The 23,888-nt window shown below is 68.8% G+C and carries 26 protein-coding genes; 7 read left to right on the top strand and 19 right to left on the bottom strand.

Annotated features, from left to right (window positions below; genetic code table 11):
• Positions 1–3 precede the first annotated feature (3 nt).
• The 3 genes from ACFYRH_RS23685 to aqpZ all read right to left on the bottom strand — a co-directional run bounded on the left by ACFYRH_RS23685 (position 4) and on the right by aqpZ (position 3,629).
• Entirely contained in the window at positions 4–447 is a 444-nt protein-coding gene (locus tag ACFYRH_RS23685) for a hypothetical protein (RefSeq protein ID WP_387779096.1), read from the bottom strand.
• On the bottom strand, positions 447–2,744 hold the full coding sequence (locus tag ACFYRH_RS23680) for a CehA/McbA family metallohydrolase (RefSeq protein ID WP_387779093.1): 2,298 nt from the start codon (positions 2,742–2,744) through the stop codon (positions 447–449). Before ACFYRH_RS23680 ends, ACFYRH_RS23685 begins: the two co-directional genes overlap by 1 nt.
• A 129-nt stretch (positions 2,745–2,873) precedes the next feature.
• A complete protein-coding gene (aqpZ, locus tag ACFYRH_RS23675) occupies positions 2,874–3,629 on the bottom strand; it encodes an aquaporin Z (RefSeq protein ID WP_387779090.1) in 756 nt (251 codons plus the stop codon).
• Positions 3,630–3,805: 176 nt separating this feature from the next.
• On the opposite strand from aqpZ, the gene ACFYRH_RS23670 reads away from it, so the two are divergent.
• Complete coding sequence (locus ACFYRH_RS23670) at positions 3,806–4,447, top strand: hypothetical protein (protein ID WP_387779087.1); 642 nt, start codon at positions 3,806–3,808, stop codon at positions 4,445–4,447.
• Positions 4,444–5,607, top strand: a complete 1,164-nt coding sequence (locus tag ACFYRH_RS23665) for a PrsW family intramembrane metalloprotease (RefSeq protein WP_387779084.1) — start codon at positions 4,444–4,446, stop codon at positions 5,605–5,607. Before ACFYRH_RS23670 ends, ACFYRH_RS23665 begins: the two co-directional genes overlap by 4 nt.
• Before the next feature lie 73 nt (positions 5,608–5,680).
• Here ACFYRH_RS23665 and ACFYRH_RS23660 read toward each other — a convergent pair whose 3' ends face one another.
• On the bottom strand, positions 5,681–6,688 hold the full coding sequence (locus ACFYRH_RS23660) for a hypothetical protein (RefSeq protein ID WP_387779081.1): 1,008 nt from the start codon (positions 6,686–6,688) through the stop codon (positions 5,681–5,683).
• Positions 6,689–6,779: 91 nt separating this feature from the next.
• Between ACFYRH_RS23660 and ACFYRH_RS23655 the strand changes: the two genes are divergently transcribed.
• Positions 6,780–7,766, top strand: a complete 987-nt coding sequence (locus tag ACFYRH_RS23655) for an NAD-dependent epimerase/dehydratase family protein (protein ID WP_387779078.1) — start codon at positions 6,780–6,782, stop codon at positions 7,764–7,766.
• 6 nt (positions 7,767–7,772) lie between these two features.
• Here ACFYRH_RS23655 and ACFYRH_RS23650 read toward each other — a convergent pair whose 3' ends face one another.
• Positions 7,773–8,534, bottom strand: coding sequence for a hypothetical protein (locus ACFYRH_RS23650; RefSeq protein ID WP_387779075.1), 762 nt, complete (start codon positions 8,532–8,534; stop codon positions 7,773–7,775).
• 165 nt (positions 8,535–8,699) lie between these two features.
• Between ACFYRH_RS23650 and ACFYRH_RS23645 the strand changes: the two genes are divergently transcribed.
• Positions 8,700–9,575 (top strand): hypothetical protein, encoded by an 876-nt coding sequence (locus tag ACFYRH_RS23645; protein ID WP_387779072.1) that lies wholly within the window; start codon positions 8,700–8,702, stop codon positions 9,573–9,575.
• Between the two features lie 49 nt (positions 9,576–9,624).
• Here ACFYRH_RS23645 and ACFYRH_RS23640 read toward each other — a convergent pair whose 3' ends face one another.
• From ACFYRH_RS23640 to ACFYRH_RS23620, 5 genes are all read right to left on the bottom strand, one after another.
• Positions 9,625–11,121 carry an MFS transporter gene (locus ACFYRH_RS23640; protein WP_387779068.1) on the bottom strand — a complete coding sequence of 499 codons (1,497 nt, stop codon included), beginning with the start codon at positions 11,119–11,121 and terminating at the stop codon, positions 9,625–9,627.
• Between the two features lie 21 nt (positions 11,122–11,142).
• The gene (locus tag ACFYRH_RS23635) at positions 11,143–11,718 is read right to left on the bottom strand and encodes a dihydrofolate reductase family protein (protein ID WP_387779065.1); all 576 of its coding nucleotides are present in this window, start codon (positions 11,716–11,718) and stop codon (positions 11,143–11,145) included.
• Positions 11,719–11,840: 122 nt separating this feature from the next.
• Positions 11,841–12,092: a hypothetical protein gene (locus ACFYRH_RS23630; RefSeq protein ID WP_387779062.1), complete on the bottom strand. Its 252-nt coding sequence runs from the start codon at positions 12,090–12,092 to the stop codon at positions 11,841–11,843.
• Positions 12,089–14,317: a hypothetical protein gene (locus tag ACFYRH_RS23625; protein ID WP_387779059.1), complete on the bottom strand. Its 2,229-nt coding sequence runs from the start codon at positions 14,315–14,317 to the stop codon at positions 12,089–12,091. The genes ACFYRH_RS23630 and ACFYRH_RS23625 overlap by 4 nt, the downstream gene beginning before the upstream one ends.
• A 21-nt stretch (positions 14,318–14,338) precedes the next feature.
• Complete coding sequence (locus ACFYRH_RS23620) at positions 14,339–14,584, bottom strand: hypothetical protein (RefSeq protein WP_387779056.1); 246 nt, start codon at positions 14,582–14,584, stop codon at positions 14,339–14,341.
• A gap of 188 nt (positions 14,585–14,772) precedes the next feature.
• On the opposite strand from ACFYRH_RS23620, the gene ACFYRH_RS23615 reads away from it, so the two are divergent.
• Both ACFYRH_RS23615 and ACFYRH_RS23610 read left to right on the top strand, forming a co-directional pair.
• Positions 14,773–15,045, top strand: a complete 273-nt coding sequence (locus ACFYRH_RS23615) for a muconolactone Delta-isomerase family protein (RefSeq protein WP_387779053.1) — start codon at positions 14,773–14,775, stop codon at positions 15,043–15,045.
• A gap of 49 nt (positions 15,046–15,094) precedes the next feature.
• Positions 15,095–15,472, top strand: coding sequence for a helix-turn-helix domain-containing protein (locus ACFYRH_RS23610; protein ID WP_387779050.1), 378 nt, complete (start codon positions 15,095–15,097; stop codon positions 15,470–15,472).
• On the opposite strand, the gene ACFYRH_RS23605 is transcribed toward ACFYRH_RS23610, so the two are convergent.
• From ACFYRH_RS23605 to ACFYRH_RS23565, 9 genes are read right to left on the bottom strand one after another with little or no spacing between them, the layout of a single operon-like run.
• Complete coding sequence (locus tag ACFYRH_RS23605) at positions 15,429–16,154, bottom strand: DUF6390 family protein (RefSeq protein WP_387779047.1); 726 nt, start codon at positions 16,152–16,154, stop codon at positions 15,429–15,431. The genes ACFYRH_RS23610 and ACFYRH_RS23605 overlap by 44 nt on opposite strands.
• Positions 16,151–16,381, bottom strand: coding sequence for a HypC/HybG/HupF family hydrogenase formation chaperone (locus ACFYRH_RS23600; RefSeq protein ID WP_387779044.1), 231 nt, complete (start codon positions 16,379–16,381; stop codon positions 16,151–16,153). The genes ACFYRH_RS23605 and ACFYRH_RS23600 overlap by 4 nt, the downstream gene beginning before the upstream one ends.
• Before the next feature lies 1 nt (position 16,382).
• Positions 16,383–16,856, bottom strand: coding sequence for a hydrogenase maturation protease (locus ACFYRH_RS23595; RefSeq protein WP_387779041.1), 474 nt, complete (start codon positions 16,854–16,856; stop codon positions 16,383–16,385).
• Complete coding sequence (locus ACFYRH_RS23590; RefSeq protein WP_387779038.1) at positions 16,853–18,124, bottom strand: hypothetical protein; 1,272 nt, start codon at positions 18,122–18,124, stop codon at positions 16,853–16,855. The genes ACFYRH_RS23595 and ACFYRH_RS23590 overlap by 4 nt, the downstream gene beginning before the upstream one ends.
• Complete coding sequence (locus tag ACFYRH_RS23585) at positions 18,121–18,750, bottom strand: DUF6084 family protein (RefSeq protein WP_387779036.1); 630 nt, start codon at positions 18,748–18,750, stop codon at positions 18,121–18,123. The genes ACFYRH_RS23590 and ACFYRH_RS23585 overlap by 4 nt, the downstream gene beginning before the upstream one ends.
• Positions 18,743–19,408: a DUF5947 family protein gene (locus tag ACFYRH_RS23580; protein ID WP_387779032.1), complete on the bottom strand. Its 666-nt coding sequence runs from the start codon at positions 19,406–19,408 to the stop codon at positions 18,743–18,745. Before ACFYRH_RS23580 ends, ACFYRH_RS23585 begins: the two co-directional genes overlap by 8 nt.
• A complete protein-coding gene (locus ACFYRH_RS23575; protein ID WP_387779030.1) occupies positions 19,405–20,253 on the bottom strand; it encodes a NifU family protein in 849 nt (282 codons plus the stop codon). Before ACFYRH_RS23575 ends, ACFYRH_RS23580 begins: the two co-directional genes overlap by 4 nt.
• 1 nt (position 20,254) lies before the next feature.
• Entirely contained in the window at positions 20,255–22,060 is a 1,806-nt protein-coding gene (locus ACFYRH_RS23570; protein WP_387779027.1) for a nickel-dependent hydrogenase large subunit, read from the bottom strand.
• A gap of 6 nt (positions 22,061–22,066) precedes the next feature.
• Positions 22,067–23,137: a hypothetical protein gene (locus ACFYRH_RS23565; RefSeq protein WP_387779024.1), complete on the bottom strand. Its 1,071-nt coding sequence runs from the start codon at positions 23,135–23,137 to the stop codon at positions 22,067–22,069.
• A gap of 205 nt (positions 23,138–23,342) precedes the next feature.
• On the opposite strand from ACFYRH_RS23565, the gene ACFYRH_RS23560 reads away from it, so the two are divergent.
• Entirely contained in the window at positions 23,343–23,846 is a 504-nt protein-coding gene (locus ACFYRH_RS23560) for a helix-turn-helix domain-containing protein (protein ID WP_387779021.1), read from the top strand.
• The last annotated feature ends 42 nt before the right edge of the window (positions 23,847–23,888 follow it).

Here is a 23,888-nt window from a genome sequence, read left to right as displayed (position 1 = left end):
GTCCTACGCCGGAACAGAGCGGAGGATGAGGTGCAGGGAGCTGTGCAGAGCGAGCCCGCCGAGGGAACCCAGGGCCCGGAAGTTGAGGGTGACGTCGACAACAGTTGGTACGTCGAAACGAACCCTCACCTGTCCCTCCTGGCGGGGTTCGCCCGTCAGATGGTGGGCCGGGAGGTCCAGCTCGACGCCGGGCACCGGGTCGCCCTCGATCACCAGCTGGCCGGTGACGTAGCCGGTGTTGACGATCGGGAAGTCGATCGTGTGCCAGTCCCCCGTGGTCAGGGCCGCGACCCGGTTGGCGGTGCGAGCGACGTTCACTCGCGCCTCCGGGTTGATCGTGACGGAGAACGGGGCCGTGGTCTGCACCGGAGCACAGCAACCGGCCGGCTCGCCGTGCGGCAACTGCGCCGCGTGATCCACGTGGGTCAGCTGAATCAGCTCGGTCATCAGTCCACCTCGCATTCGTCGCGGCGTACCAGGTAGGTGGCCTGCGCGGCGTCGTACGCCTCCCGCGCTGCTGCTTGCTCGGTCTCGCGGATGAAGCCGGACTTCGCCTCCCAGAGCGCGTCGACCGAGTCGTGCAGCCACTGCGCACTCCGCCGGGAAGCCCGGATCGGACGCCCGCCGATCTCGACGAAGATCGGCTGCGTGTGGACGCTCCGCAGGATCCGCAGCGCGACCCACGACGAACGCTCCAGGCCGACCTCGAACTCGAGAGCCTGCTCGTTGCCATCCGCAAGCAGTTCCTGCGTGCCGGCCGGAACGCCGTTCACCAGGACCTCGACGAGCACGTTCCGGGACCGGCCGATCCGCGCCCGTTCGAGATGCCAGCCGACCGGCGCGGAATACACCGGCCGCCCGGCCGCCGGCGCCGCGGGCGGCTCCTCGGGCAACCAGGCCGCCACCGTCGCGGTCACCTTGACCGGCCCGGCCTCGTCCACGGCAAGCTCACGCGTCACGGCCCCATCGACCGCGAAGTCGTACACGTGACTGCGACCGTCCCCGAAGTACGACGCCCCGTCCTTCAACCCGCCGAGCCAGCTCTCCAGCGCCTGCGGACCCTGTGGCGGCTCAGGCAGCCGGACGTACGTGCGACCGACCCCGGGACCGTCGTCGTAGATGCACGGGTAGTCGGTCTCGCCGAGCATCAGCGTGCGATAGCCGACGTTCAGCAGGTGGTACCAGATGTTCAGCTCGGAGGCCGGATCGAACTCCGCACCGCACTGGAAGTCAGCACTCCCGAGCGGCACGTCGACGATGATCTCGTTCGACCCGATCGACTGGAACTTCGGTACGACGTAGTTCGGCAACTCATTCGTGTCGACCGAGAGCCCGAGCCCGCAGTGCGCGTACCCGACCAGTGCGTTCTGTGCGTGTCCCCAGCGCATCACCGGCAGGTTCCACGACGGCCAGTCCTCGATGATCTTCGTACCCGGGTAGTCCTGGTCGGTCAGCCCGAGCAGGATGACGTGACCGGAGTGACTCGACGGGAAGCCCGACACCTCGAGGTCGTACCGGAGCAGGCTCTGGCCGTCCCGGTCGGTGTCCTGCGGATCCCAGGTCATCCCCTGCGCCTGCTGCATCGCGGGGTACTCGAGCTCGGCCCGCGGGCTGATCGACGAGCCGCTGAAGAACTGTTTCTGGTGGTAGTAGCACGGTCCCCAGGTGAGCACGCTGCCCATCCAGAGCCCTTCGCCCCGGACGTGCCGGATCATCGTCTCCGGCGTGACGCCCTCGGACGGCACGTTGTAGTGCGAGCAGCCGCCGGCATGGATGTGCGGGTCGCCCGAGTAGTACCCACGCGCGGCCGGATCGGCCCAGCGGTCGAGCGGGATCTCAACCGCGTCTGTGCCGGCTGTCAGATCGACCTCGAGGCGGACCTCGCGGTACTCCGGTCCGCGCCGCGCCGAGATCTCGTACTGGCCGGCCGGCAGCGTGATCACCTCGCCGGTCGCCCGGTAGACGTGATCGTGGAAGAACATGTCCGGCGCCAGCCGCATCGCCTTCGACGGATAGGCCCGCCGCTGCGAGTCCCGGATCGTCAGCGCCGCCACGCTACTGCTGCCGTCCGGCTCGCGGACATCGAGTCGGACGTCGTGCGCCGGCAGGCAGTCGAACTCGAACCGGGCGCCGTACTGGCGGCTTTCGAATCCCATCCGCTGGAAGGCCTTCCGCACCGGCGACCGGGTGATGCTGGCGAACTCCTCCTGCACCGCCAGCACCAGGGTCAGCTCGCCGCTCTTGTGACCGCCGTCGCGGCTGTACAGGCTGATGACCTTGTACTCCACATCCAGACCGGACACGTCCCGCGGACCGGCGAGCTTCACCTGCAGCCAGCTGGACGCGATCCGCGGTACGACGGTCAGCGTGTCAGGCATCGCGATCCGCGCCGAGTGGCTGTGGAAATCGACGTTCCCGAGCACGTGGTTCGACGGCGCGACCAGATCGCCCAGCAGCTGGTGCGGGTTCTCGATGCGGACCAGGAAGCTACGCCAGCCGTGCTGAACCAGGCGCGGTACCGCGGCGCCCGGCGTACTCGCGGTCAGGCCCCGCTCGTCGATCTGAGCCTCGACGAGGACATGGGGGCGGAGGAGTTCTTCGATCTTGGCGGCTTTGACGGCATCGCTCTGGGCGTCGTCGGCCAGCTTCGCCAGCTGGCTGGTGAGATCTTCGGGTAGTGGTTCACCGATGTCGCGGAGTTTGTCGACGGCTCTGGTCGCGGACGCCAGTAACGGCTGGAACACGGGGCCTCCTCGTCATGCACCAGCTTTCGAGGGTAGTTGCAGCGGCTCCGTGTCGCTCGGGGTTTTCTCCGCCCCAGCCGTGCTCAGGCCTGCTCCGTGCTTTCGGTGGGGCACGGAGCAGGCCCGTCGTCACGGGTTGTTGGCCACGCCTGCGTCGACCTTGATCCGTGCGCCGGTGATCGCGGCGTAGCTGATGCCCGCGATCGCCGCGCCGGCGATCGGGGCGATGATGAACAGCCAGACCTGGCTGAGCGCGTCGCTGCCGGCGAACCAGGCGACCCCCAGCGAGCGCGCCGGGTTCACCGACGTGTTGGTGACCGGGATGCCGACCAGGTGGATCAGCGTGAGGCCGAGGCCGATGGCGATCGGCGCGAAGCCCTTGGGCGCCCGGTCGTCGGTGGAGCCGAGGATCACGTACAGGAAGAAAGCGGTCAGCACGATCTCGACGATCGCGCAGGCGAGCAGCGAGTAACCGCCCGGCGAGCGGTCGCCGTACCCATTGCTGGCGAAGCCGCTGTCGACGGCGCTGAAGCCGTCCTTGCCGCTGGCGATGGCCAGCAGGACCGCTCCGGCCGCGGTCCCGGCGACGACCTGGGTGACGATGTACGTCGGGACCCACTTCCACTCGATCCGCTGGGCCACCGCGAGGCCGATCGTGACCGCCGGGTTGAAGTGACCGCCGGAAACGTGGCCGACGGCGTACGCCATGGTGAGCACGGTCAGGCCGAAAGCCAGCGCGACACCGAGGTACCCGATGCCGACCGGCACCTTGTCCGGGGTGAGTACGACGCCGGCCAGGACCGCGGCGCCACAGCCGCCGAACACCAGCCAGAACGTCCCTAGAAACTCCGCGCCAATCCGAGCCGCAGGACTGGGTGATTCCACGACTGCCTCCTTAGAGACCCCCCGATGAATTGATGCACTCCTGTCACAGTAAGGCATCGTCATGTAACAGTCAGTGAAATTCACCGGTGTCGCTGTGCCGGAAGCACACGCCGGCCGTCAGGACCGGCTCCGTTACAGTGATGGGTACGCCCGGAGTCGGCGCGAGGAGAGCCTCGATGGTCGTGAGTACGGAGCCGCCGCGGCGGGAGTGGGTGCCGGTCGAGCATCGATGGTTCGGACTGGACCGGCGGACGTTCGTGGCCGGGTTCACGGCCCTCGCGATCGCGCTCGCGCTGATCTACGGCCTGCAGGGACTGAACGCCGCGATCCCGTGGCACCACGAGATCCGCGCCGGGCAGGTGCTCGACCTCGGCGACGGCGCGACCGCGGTGCCGCCGGTCGGTTGGCAGCTCGAGCAGGGCACGCTGGTCGGTGGTGCCGGAGCTGCCGCGACGAATCTGCAGATCGTCCTCGCCAACGGCGGCGCGACGATCGAGGTGGACGGTACGACGTACGACGGGTCCGCGACCGCCTTCCTGGATCAGGTGCACCGGTCGCAGGGTGATCCGCCCGGTGTCATGGGTGCGCGCGGCTCGTTGACGACCGATTCGGGGTTGGTCGGTGTGGCGCAGAGTGGGTCCGGGCCGAACGGCGACGGGGTGGACGTCGCGTTCAAGATGGCGGTCGGCACGGGTGCGGCGGTGGACGACGCACCGGCCTTGCTGGTCCGGGTGCGCACCGCGACGGGGCAGTTCGAGCAGTACCAGGAGCAGGTCGGCGCGATGCTTCGCAGCATCACTCCGGGAGCGGCGCGATGACCGCCGTACCGCGGGAGAAGACGGCTCAGCTCGATGCGATCGAGCAGTCCGGCTGGGGTCAGCCGTTCCGGTTCCTGCAGCCGCACAACGTCGCCTTCTGGGTCTACGTGCTGGGGGTTGGCGGTGGAACGCTGACCATGCTGAGGTACTACGGTCCCGGCGCGCAGTTCTACACGCCCGCGCTGGCGGGAGGCGTCGTACTGTTCGGTCTCTACCTCGTCCCCTGGCTTCTGGTTCTGCGTCACCACAACCGCTTCACCGCGCAGCCGGCCGGGTTGCTGGCCGCGGGCTTCGTGTGGGGTGGCGTTGCGGCGACCTTCTGGATCGCATTGCCGGCCAACTCGGCGCTGCTGTCGATCTGGACCAAGATCGGCGGTACGTCGTTCGCCGCCGACTGGGCCGCCGGCCTCACCGCTCCGATCAACGAGGAGTTCGCCAAGGCCCTCGGCCTGGTCCTGCTGATCGGCCTCGCGCCCCGCCTGGTCCGGAGCGCCTACGACGGCTTCATCATCGGCGCGTTCATCGGCCTGGGCTTTCAGGTCTTCGAAGACGTGCTCTACGTCTACAACGGAGCCACTCAGCTGTACGGCGTCGACCAGCTCGGCTCGTCGTTGCGCGTCTTCATCGTCCGCGGCGCCGCCGGCATCGTCTCGCACGCCCTGTTCAGCGCGATCTTCTGCGCCGGCCTGATGTGGGTCCTCGGCCGCACCCGCGGCGAGCGCAACGTCCTGCGCGGCGTGCTGACGATGCTGATGGCGATGCTGTTCCACTTCGCCTGGGACGACATGGGCGGCCTCAGCAACGGCGGCGTCTGGGCCGGGGTCCTGCCCTTCTTGCTCGCCGCGATCGAGCTGGCCGCGCTCTTCTACGTACTGCGCCACGCCGCCGGCCACGAGCGCACCTGGATCCGTGAACTGCTCACACCCGAACTGGCGACCGGCGCGATCGACCCGCCGCTCCTCGACGCGGTCAGCGGCCTCCGGAAGGACCGGAAGAAGTACCGCAAGCACCTGCACAGCCGACGAAAAGCCGGCCAGCTGATGGAGGCCGCGAGCGACCTCGCCCAGGAGCTCGCCCGCGCCAACGGGACCGACTCCCCCGGCGTCGACCACGCCCGCTCAGAACTCCTCCGCCTCCGCGCTTCCGCCGGTACGCCGTGATTGCCGGTCACCGCATTCTGGCCAACCTCGCGCTGGCGCGGAACAACGCTGCCGTCGCCGCCCGGATCGCCGTTCAGTACGTCGTGTAGTAGATGAGTTCGCCGGACTCGCCGGATGCGGCGCCTTCGCCGGGAATGAACAGGGTGATCACCAATGCCGGCCGGCCGTTGGGGGCTTTCAGGCTGGTGATCGTGGGGTTCGCGAACGCCGTACTGCCGCCGTCCGTGGTGATCGTGGTGCGGTCGGCGTTGCCCGTCTGGTAGTCGTAGACGAACGTGCGCCAGGAGCCGAAGTCACCCTTGGTGTACTGGCCTTCGATCAGACCGAACGCGTACCCACGGAAGGTCGTGTTGTCGCGGTCGCCGATGTTGCCGTTGACTCCCCAGTAGAGCAGCGCGTTGTCGAAGTTCGGCTGCGCGGCGGTGGACCAGGAGTTGAAGTTGGTGAGCGTACCGCGTTGCTGGCGGTCGCGATCGCAGTTCCACCAGTAGTGGCCGCCGATGTCGATCGTCGAGTGATCGATGTCGGGCGACAGCGTGACGCTGTAGATGTTCGGGGTGCCTTCCGCGCAGGACGAGAGCCGGCGCGGTGCGTCGTACGCGCGGCTGACGGTGCCGGCGAGGAGGTCGGCGCGCGAGGCGAAGTACCGGAAGGCGAGGTGGTTGTTGCCGCCACCGGGCTGTTCCTGTTCCCACGCGAGCACGAACCCGCCGTTCGACGCCTGGATGATGGTCGGCTGCGACGCCGGACCGGTGTTGCTGCCGGCAAGCTCCCGGACCCAGTGCCAGGTGAGCAGGTCCGACGAGGTCGCGAGGTTCACCCGGAAGTGCCCGTCGCCGGCCAGGTGGTGCGAGACCGCGAGGTACCCACCGGTCGAGTCCTGGATGATCTTGACGGTGTCCATCACATGACCGGCGTCGTCCTTCACGCCGTACCGCTTCCCGGTCGCGCCGGCGACGTTCTCGACAATCCCCCGTAATTCGGCCCGCGCCGGATCGGACGCGGCGGCCGTAGCCGCAGCAGCCGGCACAGCCGACGTCGCCAGACACAGGACCAGCAGAACACGAAGAACTCTCAGCATGGGCGGCTTCCTTCGCAACGGAAGTACTGGCGTTCTCTCCCTTCGAGACGGTACGCCACCGCCGGATACGTGCCTAGGTAGAGTGGCTGGAATGAGTGCCCTGCGTGTTCTCTTCCTGGGTGGGACCGGCATCATCAGCTCGGCGAGTTCGTGGCGATCGGTCGAGGCGGGGCTCGATCTCACGGTGCTGAACCGGGGTAAGACCTCGCTCCGTCCGATGCCTCCCGAGGCGCGGCAGATCACCGCCGACCTGGACGACCGAGCAGCCTTCGCAAGCGTCGCGGGCCAGGACTTCGACGTGGTTGTCGACTGGCTCGCGTTCACGCCCGAGCACGTGCGCGCTCGGACCGACGCGCTCCGCGGGCACGTCGGCCAGTACGTGTTCATCAGTTCCGCGTCGGCGTACCAGACACCGCCGGCCAGGCTGCCGATCACCGAGTCGACGCCGCTGCGGAACCCGTTCTGGGAGTACTCACGGAACAAGATCGCCTGTGAGGACCTGCTGACCGCGCTCTACCGCGACGAGGGTTTCCCGGTCACGATCGTGCGGCCCTCGCACACCTACGACCGCACCCTGGTCCCGTTCGACGGCGGGTGGACGATCGTCGAGCGGATGCGCCGCGGACAGCCCGTGGTCGTACACGGCGACGGCAGCTCGCTGTGGACGCTCACCCACCACAAGGACTTCGCCCGCGGCTTCGTCCCACTGCTCGGCCACCCGCGCACGCTCGGCGACACCTTCCAGCTCACCTCCGACGACGTCCTCACCTGGGACCAGATCGCGCACACTCTCGCCGCCGCGGCCGGTACGACGGCCCAGATCGTGCACGTCCCCTCGGACGCGATCGCCGCCGTCCATCCCGGCTGGGGCGACGGCCTGCTCGGCGACAAGACGCATTCGGCGGTCTTCGACAACTCCAAACTCCGCCAGGTCGTCCCGGACTACGTCGCCACCATCCCGTTCGAGACCGGCGCCCGCGAGATCGTCGAGTGGTACGACGAGGATCCCGCCCGCCGGACCGTGGACAACGCCGTCGACCAGGCCATGGACACTCTCATCGCCCGGTACGCGGTCTGACCGGGATCACGACGACACCCCACCACCGAGCTTGTCGCGGACCCGGTTCCACCGCCGGGTGTACGACTTGCCGAACCGTCGCTGCGCGCGCTCGAGTTTCTGCTCGCGGTACCGGCGTACTGCCCACGTGGAGCGGGGTTTCGCCAACCGGACGGCACCGACGAACGCGACCACCGGCACCACGATGCCGATCAGTCCGGTGGACAGCTTGCCCTTGAGGAAGCAGATGACCGCCATCGCGAGGTGGAACGCGATCCCGCCGAAGTAGGTCCAGTTCGAGATCCCGCTGCCGGTCCGATGCGGCTCGGCACCGATCGGGCTGGTCTGCATGAGCAGCACGGCACCGAGCACGCCGCCGAGCATGATCGCGTCGATGGACTTGCGTCCCTCCGGTCCCCAGTAGACGTCGTCGAGGTACAGCCAGAGCGCGAACTCGTCGAGCGTCAGCGCGGCGCCGGCCCCGAACGTCACCGCGAGCACCTCGGCCCAGGGACTGCCCGGGGTGTAGCGGAAGTACAGCAGCCCGGACAGCATCACCATCAGGATTCCCCAGACCTGATGGTGGATGTGGATGCCGCCGATGTAGACGTCGGACAACCCGCCCTCGTCCTCGGCGCCGGCGGCACTCTTCGCTTCCCGCTGCTTGCTGCGGATCCGCCGCGTGATCGCGCGCGTGACGCTGAACGTGACGAAAAAGGCGAACAGCATCCACGCGGCCTGCGCCCGCCCGGTGTCGACGAGGTCCCCGTACCAATCCAGTGCGATCATCCGGGCCCACCCTGTAAACACCCCGAATGCGCGGCGCGCATCTCCCCGAATTCCGACGGTACAGGAGACCGCTGGTGACGTATACGCCCGGAACGACCGCCTACCGTACGTGCCGACACGGTCGGTGACGGTGGGTCGGGGCCGCGTGGGGCGTAGCCTCGGGACATGGTCGCCGGTCTGCTGGGAGCCTTCGCGGCGGCGGTCTGCTACGGAATCGGCTCGGTTCTCCAGGCCGTCGCGGCCCGCCGTACGCAATCCGCGGAAGGTCTCGACCCGCGATTACTCCTTCGATTGTTCGGCTCCTGGCGCTATCTGCTCGGAATCGCGTTCGACGGAATCGCCTTCGTGCTGTCCATTGCCGCGCTGCGGTCCTTGCCGTTGTTCGTCGTGCAGTCGATCGTGGCGAGTTTCCTGGCGGTCACCGCGGTTCTGGGCGCGATCTTCCTGCACATGCCGCTGCGCCGCTCGGAATGGTTCGCGTTGCTGGTCGTGGTCGCCGGACTGGTCCTGGTCGGGCTGTCCGCGGCGGAGGACCGTACGGTCTCGGTCGGCACGGCCGAGCGCTGGGGAGTCCTGGTCGCGGCCGCTGTCCTCGGACTGGCGGCGATCCCCCTGGGGCGGATCAACGGCGCACCCGGTGCCGCCGTGCTCGGCTCGCTGGCCGGTCTGGAGTTCGGCGCGGTCGCGGTGGCCGCGCGGATCCTGCCCAGCTCGGTCCAGCTCGACACGCTCTTCAGCGATCTCGGGATCCTGCTGCGCGACCCGGCGATCTATGCGCTCGTCCTGGCCGGCGGAGTCGCGCTCCTCACCTACTCGACCGCACTGCAACGCGGCACCGTGACACAGGCGACCGCACCGCTGGTGATCGGCGAGACGGTCGCCCCCGCGCTGGTCGGCCTCCTGCTCCTCGGCGACCGCCCGCGGCCCGGCTGGGGTTGGGTCGCGGCCCTCGGCTTCGTCCTCGCGGTCGCCGGCGCCTTGAGCCTGTCCCGGCACGGCGACCTCTCCGAGCCGGAGCTCGAGCACACCCAGTCGGCGTGACGCCGGCAGCCGTCACTCGTCGATGCGGTAGAACCGGCGCGCCCACGATTCAGGCAGCACGGCGGCGTTCCGGAAGCAGGAACAACACCAGCACGAGCGCCATGGTCACGACCCCAGCGAGTCCCGCGGCACGGTAGCCGTCGACGAACGCAGTACGGACCTGATCCAGAAGCACGGCATCGTGGCCCGTGGCAGCGAGCCGGAACCCGTCGACCCAGGAACCGTCCGCGTGCCCCGCCACGGTGGACAGGCTGGACCGGTACACGACGGTCGCCAGACTGCCGAGGACGACCAGGCCGGTAGCGATCCCGATCTCGTTCGCCGTCTGCGCGAGTGACGCGGCCGAGCCGGCCTGTTCCTGTGGTGCGTGCGAGATGATGTCGTTCATCAGGAACGGGAACGCGGCCCCGATACCGGCCGTCGTCAGCACGGACCCGCACACCACGACGGCGATCCCGGACCGCCCGGTCGGGAGCAGCGCGAACGGCACGAATCCGGCAGCCATCACGAGCAGACCACCGAGTACGACGTACCTCGGCTGGAACCGGTGACCGAGCCAGGGGCCGGCGTTCGACGCGATGATCATCGCGATCATCGACGGGACCATCCACAGCGCCGCGGTCAGCGGCGCCAGGCCGAGCGCCGACTGCAGGTAGAACGCCGCGAAGATCGATGTGCCGCCCATCAGCAGAGCGGTCAGGAACAGCACCCACATCGCACGGCTCACGCCGGGCCGCCGCAGCAGCGACAGATCGACCAGTGGATGCTCGAGCGCGCGCTGACGCCGTACGAACAGCACGCCCAGGACCAGGCCGATCGCTCCGAGACCGACCGCTTCCCACACGGTCGCACCGTTGACCGCCCACTTGAGCGTGGCCACCAGCGAGAGGATCGCGGCGAGGCAGAGGGCGGCGCTGCGCAGATCGATCGGTGCCGTGACCTGAGTCTGCGACTCGGGCAGCAGCCGCGGCGCCGCCAGCACGGTCACCACCATCACCGGTACGCCGAGCAGGAACACCGATCCCCACCACCAGAACTGCAGCATCACGCCACCGATCAGCGGCGCGACCGCCATCCCCGCGAGGAAGCAGGTCATGTAGGCACCCATCGCGGAAACCCGGCGCTTCGGATCCGGGAACAGCTGACCGATGAGCGCCATCGAGGCCGGCATGATCGCCGCGCCCGCGATGCCCATCACCGCCCGGGTGGCGATGATCATCCAGGGCGCGGTCGAGAACGCGGCGACGGCCGAGGCGAGCGCGAACACCGCGGCGCAGACGACGATCAGTCGCCGCCGGCCGATCCGGTCCCCCACCGCCCCCATCGTGACCATCGTGCCGCCGACCATGAACCCGTAGATGTCGTTCATCCACAGCAGTTCGGTCGGCGACGGCCGCAGGTCCGCGGCCATCCGTGGCAGCGCGACACCGAGGACGCTGATGTCGATCGCGATCAGCAGCGACGGCAGGGACAGCAGCGCGAGCGCAAGGCGCGGACTGCGCGACCGGCTCACCAGAGCCTCGACAGGCTCGGGTTTGGTAGTCATGTCAGTTCTCTCCGAAGCGATTCAGGCGGCAGACCGGGCAAGGGGCTGGTAGTGCGAGACCACGACCTGACCGTCGACCACCACCGTGTCGACGTGCCGCAGGCCGCGCCGGCTCGCGGGGTTCGGGAACAGCGGACGACCGCCGCCGAGGACGACGGGGTGCACCGCGATGTGGAACTCGTCGATCAGGCCCAGGTCGGCCAGTGCTCCCGCCAGCGCCGACCCGCCCGTGAGCAGGAGGTCCTGCCCCGGCTCGGCCTTCAGTTCGGCGACCTGTCGCGCCAGGTCCCCGCTGATCACCCGGCTCGTCCACTCGTCGCCGTGATAGCCGCGGGAGAACACGATCTTCGGCGTGGCCCGCCAGAACGGCGCGAACGCGGCCGTGTGCGGGTCGTCGGTGATCGACTCGGCGTTCGGCCAGAAGCCGACCATCATCTCCCAGACCGGCCGGCCGAACAGCAGGGTGTCGACGTGCTTGTCCAGATTCTCGGAGTACGCCGACAGCTCCGGCCCCATCACCGGCCAGTCGAACTCGCCGTTCGGCCCGTCCACGAACCCGTCGATCGAGGTGTGTACCCAGTAGATGATCTTGCGCATTTCCGGCTCCTTCAGAGTGTGTTTGCCCTCTGGTCGGAGCCGGTCGCGGGTTCTTGACATCGCCGGGCGACATCAAGGGCGGCCATTTTGCGGCCGCCCTTGATGAGACTGCTACTGCCTGTTCAGTCGGTGACAACGGGATGTGTACGGTGCCATTCGCGGCGGGCCGCGGCACCGAGAGCGACGGCGACGACGGCCAGGACGGAGACGATCACCCACTCCACCGTGCCGCTGCCGCGGTCCGGGTCCCAGCCGGTGAGGAGTTCGATCCATTCACGGCTGATCAGTGTCACCAACGCCAGGACCAAGGCCGCCGCGGAGAAGCCGGCCTGCCACCAGAAGCGGGTTCGTACGACGGAATGTGACCGCATCATGCCGGCACCTCCCAGACACCGCGGCTGCGGGTTCCGACCCGAAGTACATGGGCGGCTTCGTGGAACAGCAGGTCGACCGCCAGGCTGTTCGGCAGGCCGGTGCCGTAGACCGCCCAGTGGCCGCCGGCGTCGACGGATTCGAACACTCCGACGTCGCAGGCAACCCAGAGCCGATCGTCACGGCCGGGATCGGTGATGACCGCGTTCACGGGGATGGCCGGCAGGTTCGCGGTCACGTCCGTCCAGTGCGCGCCGTCGTCGTCGGACCGGAACACCGCACCCGGGTTGGAGAACGTCACCCAGTACCGGTGCGCGTTCCGCGGGTCGACCAGCAGGTCGCTGATCCAGCCGTTGCGCGGGCGGGCGAGCGTCGTGGGGTCGCTCCACTTCCCGTTCGCGAAGACGATCCGGCTGACGTCGCCCTCGATCGTGCCGACCAGCACGGTGTCCGGGTCCGGGATGGCGAGGGCCGAGGCGATCGACCGCTGGCCGCCTTCCAGGTCGATGTCGTTCCAGTTCCTCCCGGCGTCCCGCGAGAGATGCACGGTGTGCCCCGCCTTGACCACCACCGAACCGTTGACCTCCACCGGTGGATAGAACAGCTGCTGCGGCGCATTGGGATCACCAGGAGGAGTCACCCGCTTCCAGCTGGCGGGGTCCCCGCGGTGGTCCGAACGCTCCAGGTGCATGTGGTAGTAGGAGTGGTAGCAGGTGTCGGGATGCGACATGTCGGTCCCGCAGTCGCCGCCGTCCCCCAGACCTACCTGCGTCCACAGGTCGGGCGACTGGCGGCGGATCGTGCCGTTGTCCTGCAGCCCGGCCAGCATCCAGATCTGCTCGTCCGGCCGCTGCGTCAGGTACTCGACCTCGCTGATCGCGAGCCCCGCGTTCAGCGGACGCCAGGTGTCGCCACCGTCCGGGCTCCGGAAGATGCCGCCGTCGCTGCCGGCGTAGATCACCGCCGGATTCGAGGGGTCGAACGCCATCGTGTGCTGATCCGGGTGGATCGAGTCGCCCTGATCGATCCGGGTGGAAATGTCCTCCCATTCCCACTTGTCTCCAGTTCGCACCCCGCGCACGAGCTCCTTCGCGCCGAGGTAGACCGTGGTGTCGCCGTCACCAGGCACCGCGACGTACCAGTCGTACGCGGCCTGGTCCACGGCGAGGACGTCGTCGACCAGCTGGCCGAGGCTGAACGACGGCAGGTCGATGCGGGCCCAAGGCGCGGTGCGGCCGGGCCGATGCCAGAGCCTCGCCACTCCTCCGGTCGCCGCGAACACGAACGCCTGCCCTGGGTCGGACGGGACGTGCGCGACGGCCATCCGCTCGCGGCGTGCGTCCAGCGCCGGCAGGCCCGGCAGGTTGACCTTCGCGAACGCGCCACCGTTCTGCACGGCGAACAGTCCGTCAGGCGCGGCGAGCAGGATCTCCTCCGCGCCCGCGTGATGCTGGGCGAGCGAGACGTCCCAGGTCAGTCCCCGGTGCAGCAAGGACCACGTGGCGCCACCGTCGGGCGTCTCGGCGGCGCCGCCGGTCGTTGCGACGAGCAACCGACCGCCGCCGGCCGGATCCACGGCGATCTTGTAGAAGCCCACGCCGGCGAACACCTGCTCGGCGACCTGCGTCCAGCTCGAACCACCGTCGTGCGAGACCAGAAGTCCCTGGCCGAGACTGGCGTACTCCGAGTTGCCCTCGCCGGTGCCCGCGTAGACCGTGGACACATCGGACGGGTCGAAGGCCAGCGCACCGATCGACAACGTCGGCTGGTCATCGGTCCGCGGCGCCCAGTGCATGCCGCCGTCGCGTGTCTCCCAGATCCCGCCGGCGGCGCTGCCGACCAGCAGCCGGGCGGGGTTGTTCGGGTCGACGGCGATTGCGGGAACCCGTCCGCTCACCGTCACGGAACTGCCGGGTCCGGTGCCGTACGTCTGGCCGTGCGGGATCCCGGCGGGCCCCAGCGAACGCCAGGTCAGCTCTGCTGGTGGCGGTGCGGCTCCGAGCATCGTCGCGCGGTCGCGCATCGCCTGTACGTAGGACTGTCCTGTCGTCGGCGGTACCTCGGCGTCAGCGATCTCTAGCGGTTGCGCCTCGTAGCTCAGGCCGCGGGCGTCCAGGAACGCCTCCTGCCGGAGGAAGACCTTCCGGCGGACACCGCGTTCCCCCGCGGCACGGCCGCTGGCGGCCAGCTCGCCCTCGCGCTCCTCGACGTCTGTCGGACCCTTCATGTCTGTCGCCCCCCTGCTGTCTTACTCCTGATCCTCGGCGTCGGCATCTGAGTCGCTGGCATCTGCGTCGTCGGCCGTGTCATCGACCGAGTCACCGTTTTCGTCATCGGCTGAGTCGGCAGCCGATTCGGCAGCTGGGTCCTCGGCCGAGTCGTCGTCGAGGGAGAGCTCGCGATGCTCTGTCAGTCCGCGCGAGTCCTCGAACTGACGGCGCCGGTCCTCCGCCCGACCACCCGGACGGCCGGGCTCCTGCTCTCTGCTCCCCATGCCATCTCCTCGGAGTGCCGGGGAACGACCATCCCCAACCGGCCCCGCCGGCACTCGATGCCGCCCAGAAACCCCCGCGGTCCCCTCCCGCGATCGGCGGCGTACAACTCAGCGTGGCACCGGGGTCGACGACGCGCAAGGGCGGCGATCCCTTCCCCGGTTGGCGAGCCGGGGTTACAAAGAGTGCAATGAAGTTTCTCGTGCTGTGGCAGATGGAGTTGAGTCTGCTGTCGCCGGAGATGGCTCGGGCGGTCGGCGGCATGCCGGCGTACGGCGAGAAACTGGAACAGGCGGGGAAGGTCTTGGCGCGGTACCACGTGGTCGGATCGCACGGTGGCGCCTGGATCTACGACGTGGACTCGCACGAGGAGTTCGAGCGCTTGCTCGCCACGGCGCCGGTGTTCAACTTCGCCCGGTACACCGTGCACCCGCTCGCGGACATGGGGCCGGCGAGCGATTGACGCACGACCGGCACCGGAGGAGGGTGGCAAGGTACGGGGGAGGTCTCGCATGTTCGACCAACCGAATCATCCCGCGGTGGACCGGCATCTGCTGGTCACCCAGCGCCTGCGGTCCCGGCGACTGCAGTTGGGCCTGACGCAGAAGCAGGTGGTCACCCGCTTGGCGCGCCGCGGTGTGCGCACCACCAACAAGACGCTGAGCAGCTTCGAGCACGGTGCGGGTGTGGACGTCTGCCGCCTGCCCGACCTGGCGGTCGCCCTCGAATGCACGGTCACCTACCTGCTCGGGCTCACCGAGCAGCCGACCCGCTGGGAACCGGACCACAACCCGTCGCTCGGTCGCTCGGTGGCCGGCCGCGACGCCCAGTCAGCCGACGCGCACCTCATCCTCGGGCCGGATATCCCCGCGAAGCAGACCCATCGCTGACGTCGCGAACCTCGGTGGCGAGGTCGCGATTGGCCAAGCGCAGATTGTGAGCGGAGTACCGGCGGAGCGCGGCGACCTGCTCCGCCGTGAGGCGGTCGCAGATCCAGTCCCAGTGCAGCGACACCCATTCACCCGGCTGCAGACGCCCGACCAGACTGACGCCATCGATGCCGCGCGCAACAGTCTCCTGCCTTAACCGGCCGAGTTCCAGGTTGTACCCGTTCCACACCAGCGGCCGCGAGCTGACCACGACTTCGGCACCGAGATCGGCGACGACCTGCCCCCAGCGGATCCGGCACTGATCGAGCACTCGCAACGCCTGCGCCTGCGTCCGTTCGTCCGGGAGCAGAGCGGCCCACGGGTAGACCCGAAAGACCTGGTGACTGTGGTGCGGCAGGCCCTCCTCGTCGGCGCCGACGCGAATCCGGTCGAGCAGGCGGTTGCCGACCCAGTACGCCTCGACCACCTCGCGGTCGAGGGGCTCCGACGTACCAGTGCTCGCCGCGATCAGCGACAACTGCGGCCAGGCGCCCTCGAACTGGCGGGCAAGCCGGCCGAATCCAGGGTCCACCCGGCCGTGTACGCCGTACTGGAAGAACATGTCGCTGTCGGCGGGACCGCAGTACCCGAGCCGGTTCGGCGCGAGCGCGTACCGGACGAACAGGACCGCTCCGCTGGTCATGGCCGCGTGGACGGCTCACCGGCGAAGAAGGCCAACGCGTCCGCCGCCTGCTCGGCGTCCATCCGTTCCAGTGCGAAACCGCTGTGGATCAGCACGTACTCACCAGGTACGAACGGTCCGTCCAGCAGACCGAAGTTGATCTCACGGACCACACCAGCGACCTCGACGTCACCGAGCGCGGCACCGGCCGGTACCGAGACGATCCGTCCCGGAATCCCCAGGCACATCTCACACCTCCTCCGGTACGCCGAGCACCAACTCGGTCACCAGCGTCGCCGCCTGCTCGACCGCCCCCGCGACCGCCGGGGTCAGCTCCATCCCGGCATCGAGGTCGGCCGGCTCGCATCCGACCACCACCACTCGTCCCAGCGTGCCACCCAATTGCGGCACCAGCGAGAGCACGGCGTCCGGACTGAGATCGTGCGCATCCATGCTCGCTTCGGCCGTCTCCTCCACCGGCTCCGCTTCGATCACATAGAGCGTCCCGGGTGGGGCGTCCCGATGTACGGCATCGATCAGTACGACGAGTTCGTACGGCTCGAGCAGCTGATACGCGAGGTGGATACCGCGAATGCCGAAGTCCTGGATCTCGACGCCCGGCGGCCACGATCGCGCGGCGAGCCGCCGTACCACCTCGACCCCGAAGGCGTCGTCGGTGCAGAACAGGTTGCCCAGGCCCGCCACCAGGATGCGCGCGGTCATCGCAGCGGCTCCAGCTCGTCCGGTGCGAAGTACAGGTAGCGACCGTGCGCCCGCTGTACCTCGCCCTCGGGTCCGTCGAGCGCCACCGCGACATGCGTCTCGCCGTCGACGTCCGCGAGCACCGCCGCGACGGTCCCGACTCGCTCGGCCAGGAACATGTCCTGCGCGTCGGCGCGGCGCGCACCTGGCCGCAACCGCACCCGGCTGCCGTTCCGCACCGGTACGCCGTCGACCGTGACCGTGTCTGTCATTGGGGAGACCGACGAGTCGTTGCCGGGGTCCCACCAGGGTGCATCGGCCGGCGGTGGCTCGCTCACCCGCCGCAGGTAGCGGACCGTGCCGTGCAGCCGGTCCAGGATCTCCTGCGGCATCGAGTCCACCCGGTCGAGCAGGCCGGCCGCGCGCGGATCGGTACCGCGCACCTCACGCTTCTCGGCGTCCGTCAGGGTCATCGTCCGCAGACTCAGGATCTCGTCGATCTCGGTCGCGTCGTACAGGTCGCCCTGACTCTCGGGGGCGATCCGCGGATGGTCGTACAGGATGATCGGGGACGACAACAGGACGTCACCCGCGAGCACCGGGAAGGCACCGACGTTCTCACAGCCCGCGACGTACGCCGTCGCCCACTCGGGTGGTTCGAGCAACGAGACGAACCGGCCGCCGGCGATCAGCAGGTGGTGGGCGATCAACGCGTCCTGCAGCGCGTCCTCCCGGGTGGTGGCGTCCGACGTACTTCGGTTCTCGACGCGCACGCTGAGCCGCGTGACGCCGTACGGTCCGGACAAGCGCTCGGCGGCGAGCGAGACCACGCCCGTCAGCGGCGACCGCGTCCGCCGGAGCACACCACCGTCCAGCGCCTCGATCGCGACGCCGCCCTCGATCCTGAACGGAACCTCGCACGGCAGGTCCGCCGGAGCGCAGCTGACGTCGACGTGTTGCTCCACCGCCTCGTCCCACGCCACGTACGTCGCATCGCCGACGTGCAGAGCCGGCACCTCACGGCCGGACGAATCGACGGCGACCCGGTGCTGGGCCTGCAGGAACCGCAGCCTGATCGTCAGCTCGTCGCACTCCCCGTCGACCAGGCATTCGGTCTGCGACCAGGTGCGCTCCGACGGGTCGACCCGCGCATAGCTGGGCGGCATCAGTACGCCGAACTGCCAGCGCACCCGGTTCTTGCCCGAGGAGGCGCGGTACGGGTACAGGACGTACCCCTCGAACAGGATCGCGTCCGCGACCTGTTGGACCTCGTCGAACATGTCGCTCATCCGTCGTCCTTCAGCAGCCGCTCGATCGCCTCGTCCCAGGTCCCCAGCGCCTGCCGCACGCGGTACCGGTACAGCCGGTCGAAAGTGTCGCGATGCAGCCGCAGCCAGGCCGCGCCCGGGAAGTGTTGCTCCATCGCCTCCCGCCAGACCGCGACCGGCAGCTGGTACGACGCTTCTTTCCGCCAGGCGACCGGGGTGACGGCGATCGTGCCCGGCCGACCCGTGAAGATCGTGCCGTTGAACAGCAACAGCAGCGGCACCGCGCCGTCGCGGAGTGCGTAGAGATACTTGTGCGCGGCAACATCGAAGTCGTAGCTACAGGGCAGCGCCAGGTCGATCTCCGTCGTTCCCGTGAAACTCGGCGCCAACTGGGACACGAAGGCGAGCTGCAGCGGCTTCAGCGTCTCGCCCCACCGCGAGCGATCGCCGAACAGGTCCGTCAGCGCGTCCACTTCGGCGTCGTCGTACCGGCGCCGGATCGGCTCGATGCGGACCTGGGTCCGCAGCGCGAGCGTGTGCACCGGCGTACCCGTGGTCTCCGCGATCCGGAGCCGCAGCTGGATCGTCGGCGTCGCGGCGTACCGGTCGGCGACGGCGTCGACGCAGGTGAACTCGAGGTCAGTCATCGGACCGGTCCCGCACCCGTGCGAAGAAGTCGTCGATCCGCTGCCAGACCTCTTCGCCGCCCGCGAATCCCTGCCAGTACTGACGAACGAGCCCGACCAGTTCGTAGCACGCGTCGATCGGCACCAGGTAGCACTCGAAGTCGTCGGCGGTACGCCGCAGCAACACCGCCTCGACGTCCTGCACGAGCGCTCCGAGGACCGGGTTGGCGGCCACGACCTCGTCCCATCCGGCCAGGTCGAGCAGCGATTCGGTCGCTCCCCCGGGGCTCGGATAGAACGCGACCCATTTGTCGCCGTCCGACTGCCGGAACAGGAAGGCGAGTGCCACCGGAATTCCGAGCGCGTCCCACTGGCCGGCTGACATCGCGAACCCCGGACAGGAGCGGTAGGTCTCCGGGACCGCTCGATAGTGACCTCGCGACGCGGCCGTCGTACTGAACAGCAGGTAGCACGGACGGCACGTACACAGCAGCCGATGATCGGGTACGTCGGCAACGTGCGGATGGTTCACGCCGATCGGCACCGCACACAGCTCGCACCGCTCACCAGGCGCACCCCGCGCCCGCTCCCCCGCCGTGAACCGCCCGAGCACCTCGGCCGGACCGGGCCGCGCCGGCTTGCCGCGCGCCAGCGAACGCAGCGCCGAACTGGTCCTCACACCGGTTGCCTCCTCGGTACGGCGACCTTCCAGCCTTCACCCTCCGGTAGCAGCGGCAACGCCTGCAGCGGTTCACCCCCGTCGAGCGACCTCCCGGCCAGGCGTACGTCGTACCGCGCACCGCACCCTGGACACGTCAGCCGGTCCCCTTCGAGCGAGCCGTTCCGCAGGCTCGACGTGCACGCCGCACAGCGGTTGCGGTAGGCAAACAAACCCTCGCCGGGGTTCGCCACGACGAGATCGAGGTCGGCGAATTCGTCAACCCCGCCGGCAGGTGGTGCGGTGCTGAATTGATGCCAGTCCTCGCGCGGCCGGAACGGTTCGATCGTCAGCAGCGGCCGGCGCTCCTCGACCATCCCCTCCACATCGACAGCGACTGCCTCCGGAGCCGCCTCGAGTACGGCGTTCTCCACCGCCAGTCGCACGGTCGCCGTCGAGCCCGGGCAACCGTCACAACTGCCTTGCAGTCGCAGGTGGACGACTCCGGCATCGTCGAGTCCGAGGTAGTCGATGCCGCCGGCGTGCGAGCCGAGATACGGACGGACCCCGTCGAGAGCGGCCTGGATCCGGGTCGCCGCGTCGTCCGGATGCAGGTCGTGCAGCAGCAACAGGCCGGCGATCAGCTCGTCCTCGGCCAACTCCCGGACCTTCGCCGGACCGAGCCGTTCGACCAAGTGCTCCAGGCCGGTGCTGTGGAGGGACAGCACGGCCTGGAGCAGCTCTTCGACGCTCGAGCTCAGCTCGGGCGGGGCTTGCCGGTGCAGCTCGTCGAGCAGGGTGTCGATGCGCTCGGCCACCCGTTGCACGGCCGCCGCGTCGCCGGAGCGGTCCAGGTCCGTACCCATGTCAGTACGGCTTGACCGCTACGGTCGGCGAGTGCAAGTGGGTCTTCTCCCGTCCGTTCCCGACGAACATGTGCACGCCGCACGGCAGGCACGGGTCGAAGCTGCGGACGGCCCGCATGATGTCGATACCCTTGAACCGGTCCGGCGGGTTCTCCTCGAAGATCGGCGTGTTCTGTACGGCGTCCTCGTACGGACCCGGCGTCCCGTAGCTGTCCCGGACGCTGCCGTTCCACGGTGTCGGCGGGTACGGATGGTAGTTCGCGATCTTCCCGCCCCGGATCACCACGTGGTGCGACAACACCCCGCGCACCGCCTCGGTGAAGCCGCAGGCGATCGCCTCGTCCGGAACCGTGAACGGGGTCCAGGTCTCGGTCCGGCCGGCACGTACCTCGGCCATCGCCTGCTCGCAGAAGTGCAGTGCGAGCGCCGCGGAGTAGGCCTGGAAGTAGGTTCGCGCGCGGTTCCGCTCGATCGCGTTGCTCCAGCGCGGGATCTGCCACTCGTACTCCGTCGCGGGCTTCAACGCGGTCCGCGGCAGCTGGATCTTCACGCTGTGACCTGTCGCCTGGACGTTCGGTGTGTTGACCAGCCCGGACAGCGCCGTCGACCACAGCCGTGCGATCGGGCCACCGCCGGTATCCAGCGCCAGATGGTCCTTGCCGTCGAACCAGCGCGGCGACATCGTCCAGCTGTACGCGTTGGCGAAGTCACGCTTCTGCGGTTTCGGCAGCGTGTGCTGGTTCCACGGGTGCCGGACGTCGACCGGGTTGCCGAGCGGATCCACGTCGACGAACTTCTCGTGACTGCCGTCGGCCCAGTCGTCGTAGTACGAGCTGCCGAGCAGGATCCGCAGGCCGAGGTTGATGTCGACCAGGTTGTTGGTCACCAGCTCACCGTCGACGATCACGCCCGGCGTGACGAACATCCGGCGGCCCCACTCGGGCATCGTCCGGTACCGGAAGTCGCAGATCTCCGGGTCCTGCAGACTGCCCCAGCAGCCGAGCAGCACGCGCCGCTCGCCGACGTGCTCGTAGCCGGGCAGCGCCTCGTAGAAGAAGTCGAACAGGTCGTCGTGCAGCGGCACGACCTTCTTCATGAACTCGATGTAGCGCATCAGCCGGGTCAGGTAGTCGGTGAACAACTGGATCGTCGCGACCGTCCCGACGCCACCGGGATAGAGCGTCGACGGGTGCACGTGCCGGCCCTCCATCAGGCAGAACATCTCGCGGGTGTACCGGCTGACGTGCAGCGCCTCGCGGTAGAACTCGCCCTCGAGCGGGTTCAGCGACCGCATGATGTCGCCGATCGTCTTGTACCCGTGGTCGCCGGCGTGCGGCGCCTCGGTCCGGTTCGCCAGCTCGAGTACGCCGGGATTCGTCTCCTTCACCATCCGCTCGCAGTAGTCCACGCCGACCAGGTTCTCCTGGAAGATGTTGTGGTCGAACATGTACTCCGCGGCCTCGCCCAGGTTGACGATCCACTCGCCGAGGTGCGGCGGCGCGACGCCGTACGCCATGTTCTGCGCGTACACCGAACACGTCGCGTGGTTGTCGCCGCAGATCCCGCAGATCCGGCTGGTGATGAAATGCGCGTCGCGCGGGTCCTTGCCCTTCATGAAGATGCTGTAACCACGGAAGATCGACGAGGTGCTGTGGCACTCCTCGACGGTCTTGGACTTGAAGTTGACGTTCGCGTAGATCCCGAGGCTGCCGACGATCCGGGTGATCGGGTCCCAGGCCATCTCGACGACGTCGGACTCGGGCGTGACGCCGGCCTCGCCGCCGGTCTTCGGTGCGGTGGTGGTCATCGTGAGTCACCAGACCTTCTGGTATCCGGTGTCGAGCGACGACCCCTTGTGCCGCCACTTCGGCTCCTTGTTCTTCCGGCTCTGGGAGTACTTGCGCAGCCGCCGGATCGCGGTGCCGTAGACGACGCTGGCCGTCGTCGACACCCGTGCTCCACCGGGCTCGTCCATGAACGGCATGAACTTGTCCGGGAACCCGGGCATCGTGCACGCGATACAGATCCCGCCGACGTTCGGGCAGCCGCCGACGCCGTTGATCCAGCCGCGTTTCGGCACGTTGCAGTTCACCACCGGGCCCCAGCAGCCCAGCTTCACCAGGCACTTCGCCGACCCGTACTCCTTGGCGAAGTCACCCTCCTCGTAGTACCCGGCCCGGTCGCAGCCCTCGTGCACCGTGGCACCGAACAGCCACTGCGGGCGCAGTTCGGCGTCCAGCGGGATCATCGGCGCCTGACCCGCCACCTGGTACAGCAGGTAGACCAGGGTCTCGGACAGGTTGTCGGGGTGGATCGGGCAGCCCGGCACACAGACGATCGGCAGACCGGCCTTCGACTTCCAGCCCCACCCGAGGTAGTCGGGAACCCCCATCGCGCCGGTCGGGTTCCCGGCCATCGCGTGGATGCCGCCGTACGTCGCGCAGGTGCCGACGGCAACGATCGCGGTGGCCTTGGACGCCAGCCGGTCCAGCCACTCCGAAGTCCGCATCGGCTGGCCCGTCGTGGGGTTGTTGCCGAACGCCGCCCAGTAGCCCTCCGGCTTGATCGCCTCGTTCGGGATCGAGCCCTCGACCACCAGCACGAACGGTTCGAGCTCACCGCGGTCGGCCTTGTGCCACCACTCGATGAAGTTGTCCGCGCCGGTCTCCGGGCCGCACTCGAAGTCGATCAGCGGCCAGTGCACGGCGATCTTCGGCAGTCCGGGCAGCGCGCCGAGGACGATCTCCTCGATACTCGGTTGCGTGGCCGCGGTCAGGGCCACCGAGTCGCCGTCGCAGCTGAGTCCGCCGTTCATCCAGAGGATGTGGACCGCGGCTTCCTCGGCCGTCTCCTGCGCCTGCTCCGGCTCCAGCGTCGTCGACACGTGCGCTCGCCTCCTACCGACATCATCAGGTGGTCGGGGCTCCCCTTGTGACCGTACGTCCGGACCGCGGACCCGGACAGACACTTGTGTCAGGTATTTATGTCCGGGTCCGGAAATCGTGGAATCGCGGATTTCCGGATATTCCGGATTCTCCCGGCCGACGGCACCGGCGGTATCGTGAAATCCTCCCAGAACCGGCCCGAGAATGCCTGCCAAATCCGCGTCCGAAGACCCTGACGACACCACCGTCGTCTCGCCGGTGGTCGTCGTCACCCAGACCTTCCCGGCGCGTCCGGGCGCGATCCCGGACGCCGAGCTGTTCGTCCGCGAAGCCGTCGGACCGGCCGGGTTCGAGCCGGCCGAGCGCCGGGCGCTCTACCACTCCATCACCGCCGCGCTGCTCGCCGCCGCGGGCCCGCCGAACGGCTTCTTCGACGTCACCGTGCGGATTCTCCCGGACACGGTGGAGGTCGAGGTCCTGCACGGCGCACCCGTCCGGCAGGGCGAGATCGCGGACCGGCTGGCCGGCCGCTCCCCCGAACCGTTCGCGGCCTGGTTCACCGGAGTACTCCGTCAGCAAGGCCTCTCCCAGCAGGCGGCCGCCCGCCGGGTCGGCGTCTCGGTCCGGACGATCAGCCGCTGGTTACGCGGCGACACCGAACCGCGACTGCGCGACCTCCGCCGGGTCGAGCAGATTTTCGGGCCCTGACCTGCCGATTTCCGGCGACCGGGTCTAATCTGCAGGAAAAGA

The organism is Kribbella sp. NPDC004875 (assembly GCF_042873375.1).
Classification (GTDB): Bacteria; Actinomycetota; Actinomycetes; order Propionibacteriales; family Kribbellaceae; genus Kribbella.
This window is presented reverse-complemented; position numbering and strand designations above follow the sequence as displayed.

Bases quoted from the DNA above. Each gene is read 5' to 3' on its own strand.
- ACFYRH_RS23685 (WP_387779096.1), bottom strand. From the start codon at position 447: ATGACCGAGCTGATTCAGCTGACCCACGTGGATCACGCGGCGCAGTTG.
- ACFYRH_RS23670 (WP_387779087.1), top strand. From the start codon at position 3,806: ATGGTCGTGAGTACGGAGCCGCCGCGGCGGGAGTGGGTGCCGGTCGAG.
- ACFYRH_RS23665 (WP_387779084.1), top strand. From the start codon at position 4,444: ATGACCGCCGTACCGCGGGAGAAGACGGCTCAGCTCGATGCGATCGAG.
- ACFYRH_RS23660 (WP_387779081.1), bottom strand. From the start codon at position 6,688: ATGCTGAGAGTTCTTCGTGTTCTGCTGGTCCTGTGTCTGGCGACGTCG.
- ACFYRH_RS23655 (WP_387779078.1), top strand. From the start codon at position 6,780: ATGAGTGCCCTGCGTGTTCTCTTCCTGGGTGGGACCGGCATCATCAGC.
- ACFYRH_RS23650 (WP_387779075.1), bottom strand. From the start codon at position 8,534: ATGATCGCACTGGATTGGTACGGGGACCTCGTCGACACCGGGCGGGCG.
- ACFYRH_RS23645 (WP_387779072.1), top strand. From the start codon at position 8,700: ATGGTCGCCGGTCTGCTGGGAGCCTTCGCGGCGGCGGTCTGCTACGGA.
- ACFYRH_RS23640 (WP_387779068.1), bottom strand. From the start codon at position 11,121: ATGACTACCAAACCCGAGCCTGTCGAGGCTCTGGTGAGCCGGTCGCGC.
- ACFYRH_RS23635 (WP_387779065.1), bottom strand. From the start codon at position 11,718: ATGCGCAAGATCATCTACTGGGTACACACCTCGATCGACGGGTTCGTG.
- ACFYRH_RS23630 (WP_387779062.1), bottom strand. From the start codon at position 12,092: ATGATGCGGTCACATTCCGTCGTACGAACCCGCTTCTGGTGGCAGGCC.
- ACFYRH_RS23625 (WP_387779059.1), bottom strand. From the start codon at position 14,317: ATGAAGGGTCCGACAGACGTCGAGGAGCGCGAGGGCGAGCTGGCCGCC.
- ACFYRH_RS23620 (WP_387779056.1), bottom strand. From the start codon at position 14,584: ATGGGGAGCAGAGAGCAGGAGCCCGGCCGTCCGGGTGGTCGGGCGGAG.
- ACFYRH_RS23615 (WP_387779053.1), top strand. From the start codon at position 14,773: ATGAAGTTTCTCGTGCTGTGGCAGATGGAGTTGAGTCTGCTGTCGCCG.
- ACFYRH_RS23610 (WP_387779050.1), top strand. From the start codon at position 15,095: ATGTTCGACCAACCGAATCATCCCGCGGTGGACCGGCATCTGCTGGTC.
- ACFYRH_RS23605 (WP_387779047.1), bottom strand. From the start codon at position 16,154: ATGACCAGCGGAGCGGTCCTGTTCGTCCGGTACGCGCTCGCGCCGAAC.
- ACFYRH_RS23600 (WP_387779044.1), bottom strand. From the start codon at position 16,381: ATGTGCCTGGGGATTCCGGGACGGATCGTCTCGGTACCGGCCGGTGCC.
- ACFYRH_RS23595 (WP_387779041.1), bottom strand. From the start codon at position 16,856: ATGACCGCGCGCATCCTGGTGGCGGGCCTGGGCAACCTGTTCTGCACC.
- ACFYRH_RS23590 (WP_387779038.1), bottom strand. From the start codon at position 18,124: ATGAGCGACATGTTCGACGAGGTCCAACAGGTCGCGGACGCGATCCTG.
- ACFYRH_RS23585 (WP_387779036.1), bottom strand. From the start codon at position 18,750: ATGACTGACCTCGAGTTCACCTGCGTCGACGCCGTCGCCGACCGGTAC.
- ACFYRH_RS23575 (WP_387779030.1), bottom strand. From the start codon at position 20,253: ATGGGTACGGACCTGGACCGCTCCGGCGACGCGGCGGCCGTGCAACGG.
- ACFYRH_RS23570 (WP_387779027.1), bottom strand. From the start codon at position 22,060: ATGACCACCACCGCACCGAAGACCGGCGGCGAGGCCGGCGTCACGCCC.
- ACFYRH_RS23560 (WP_387779021.1), top strand. From the start codon at position 23,343: ATGCCTGCCAAATCCGCGTCCGAAGACCCTGACGACACCACCGTCGTC.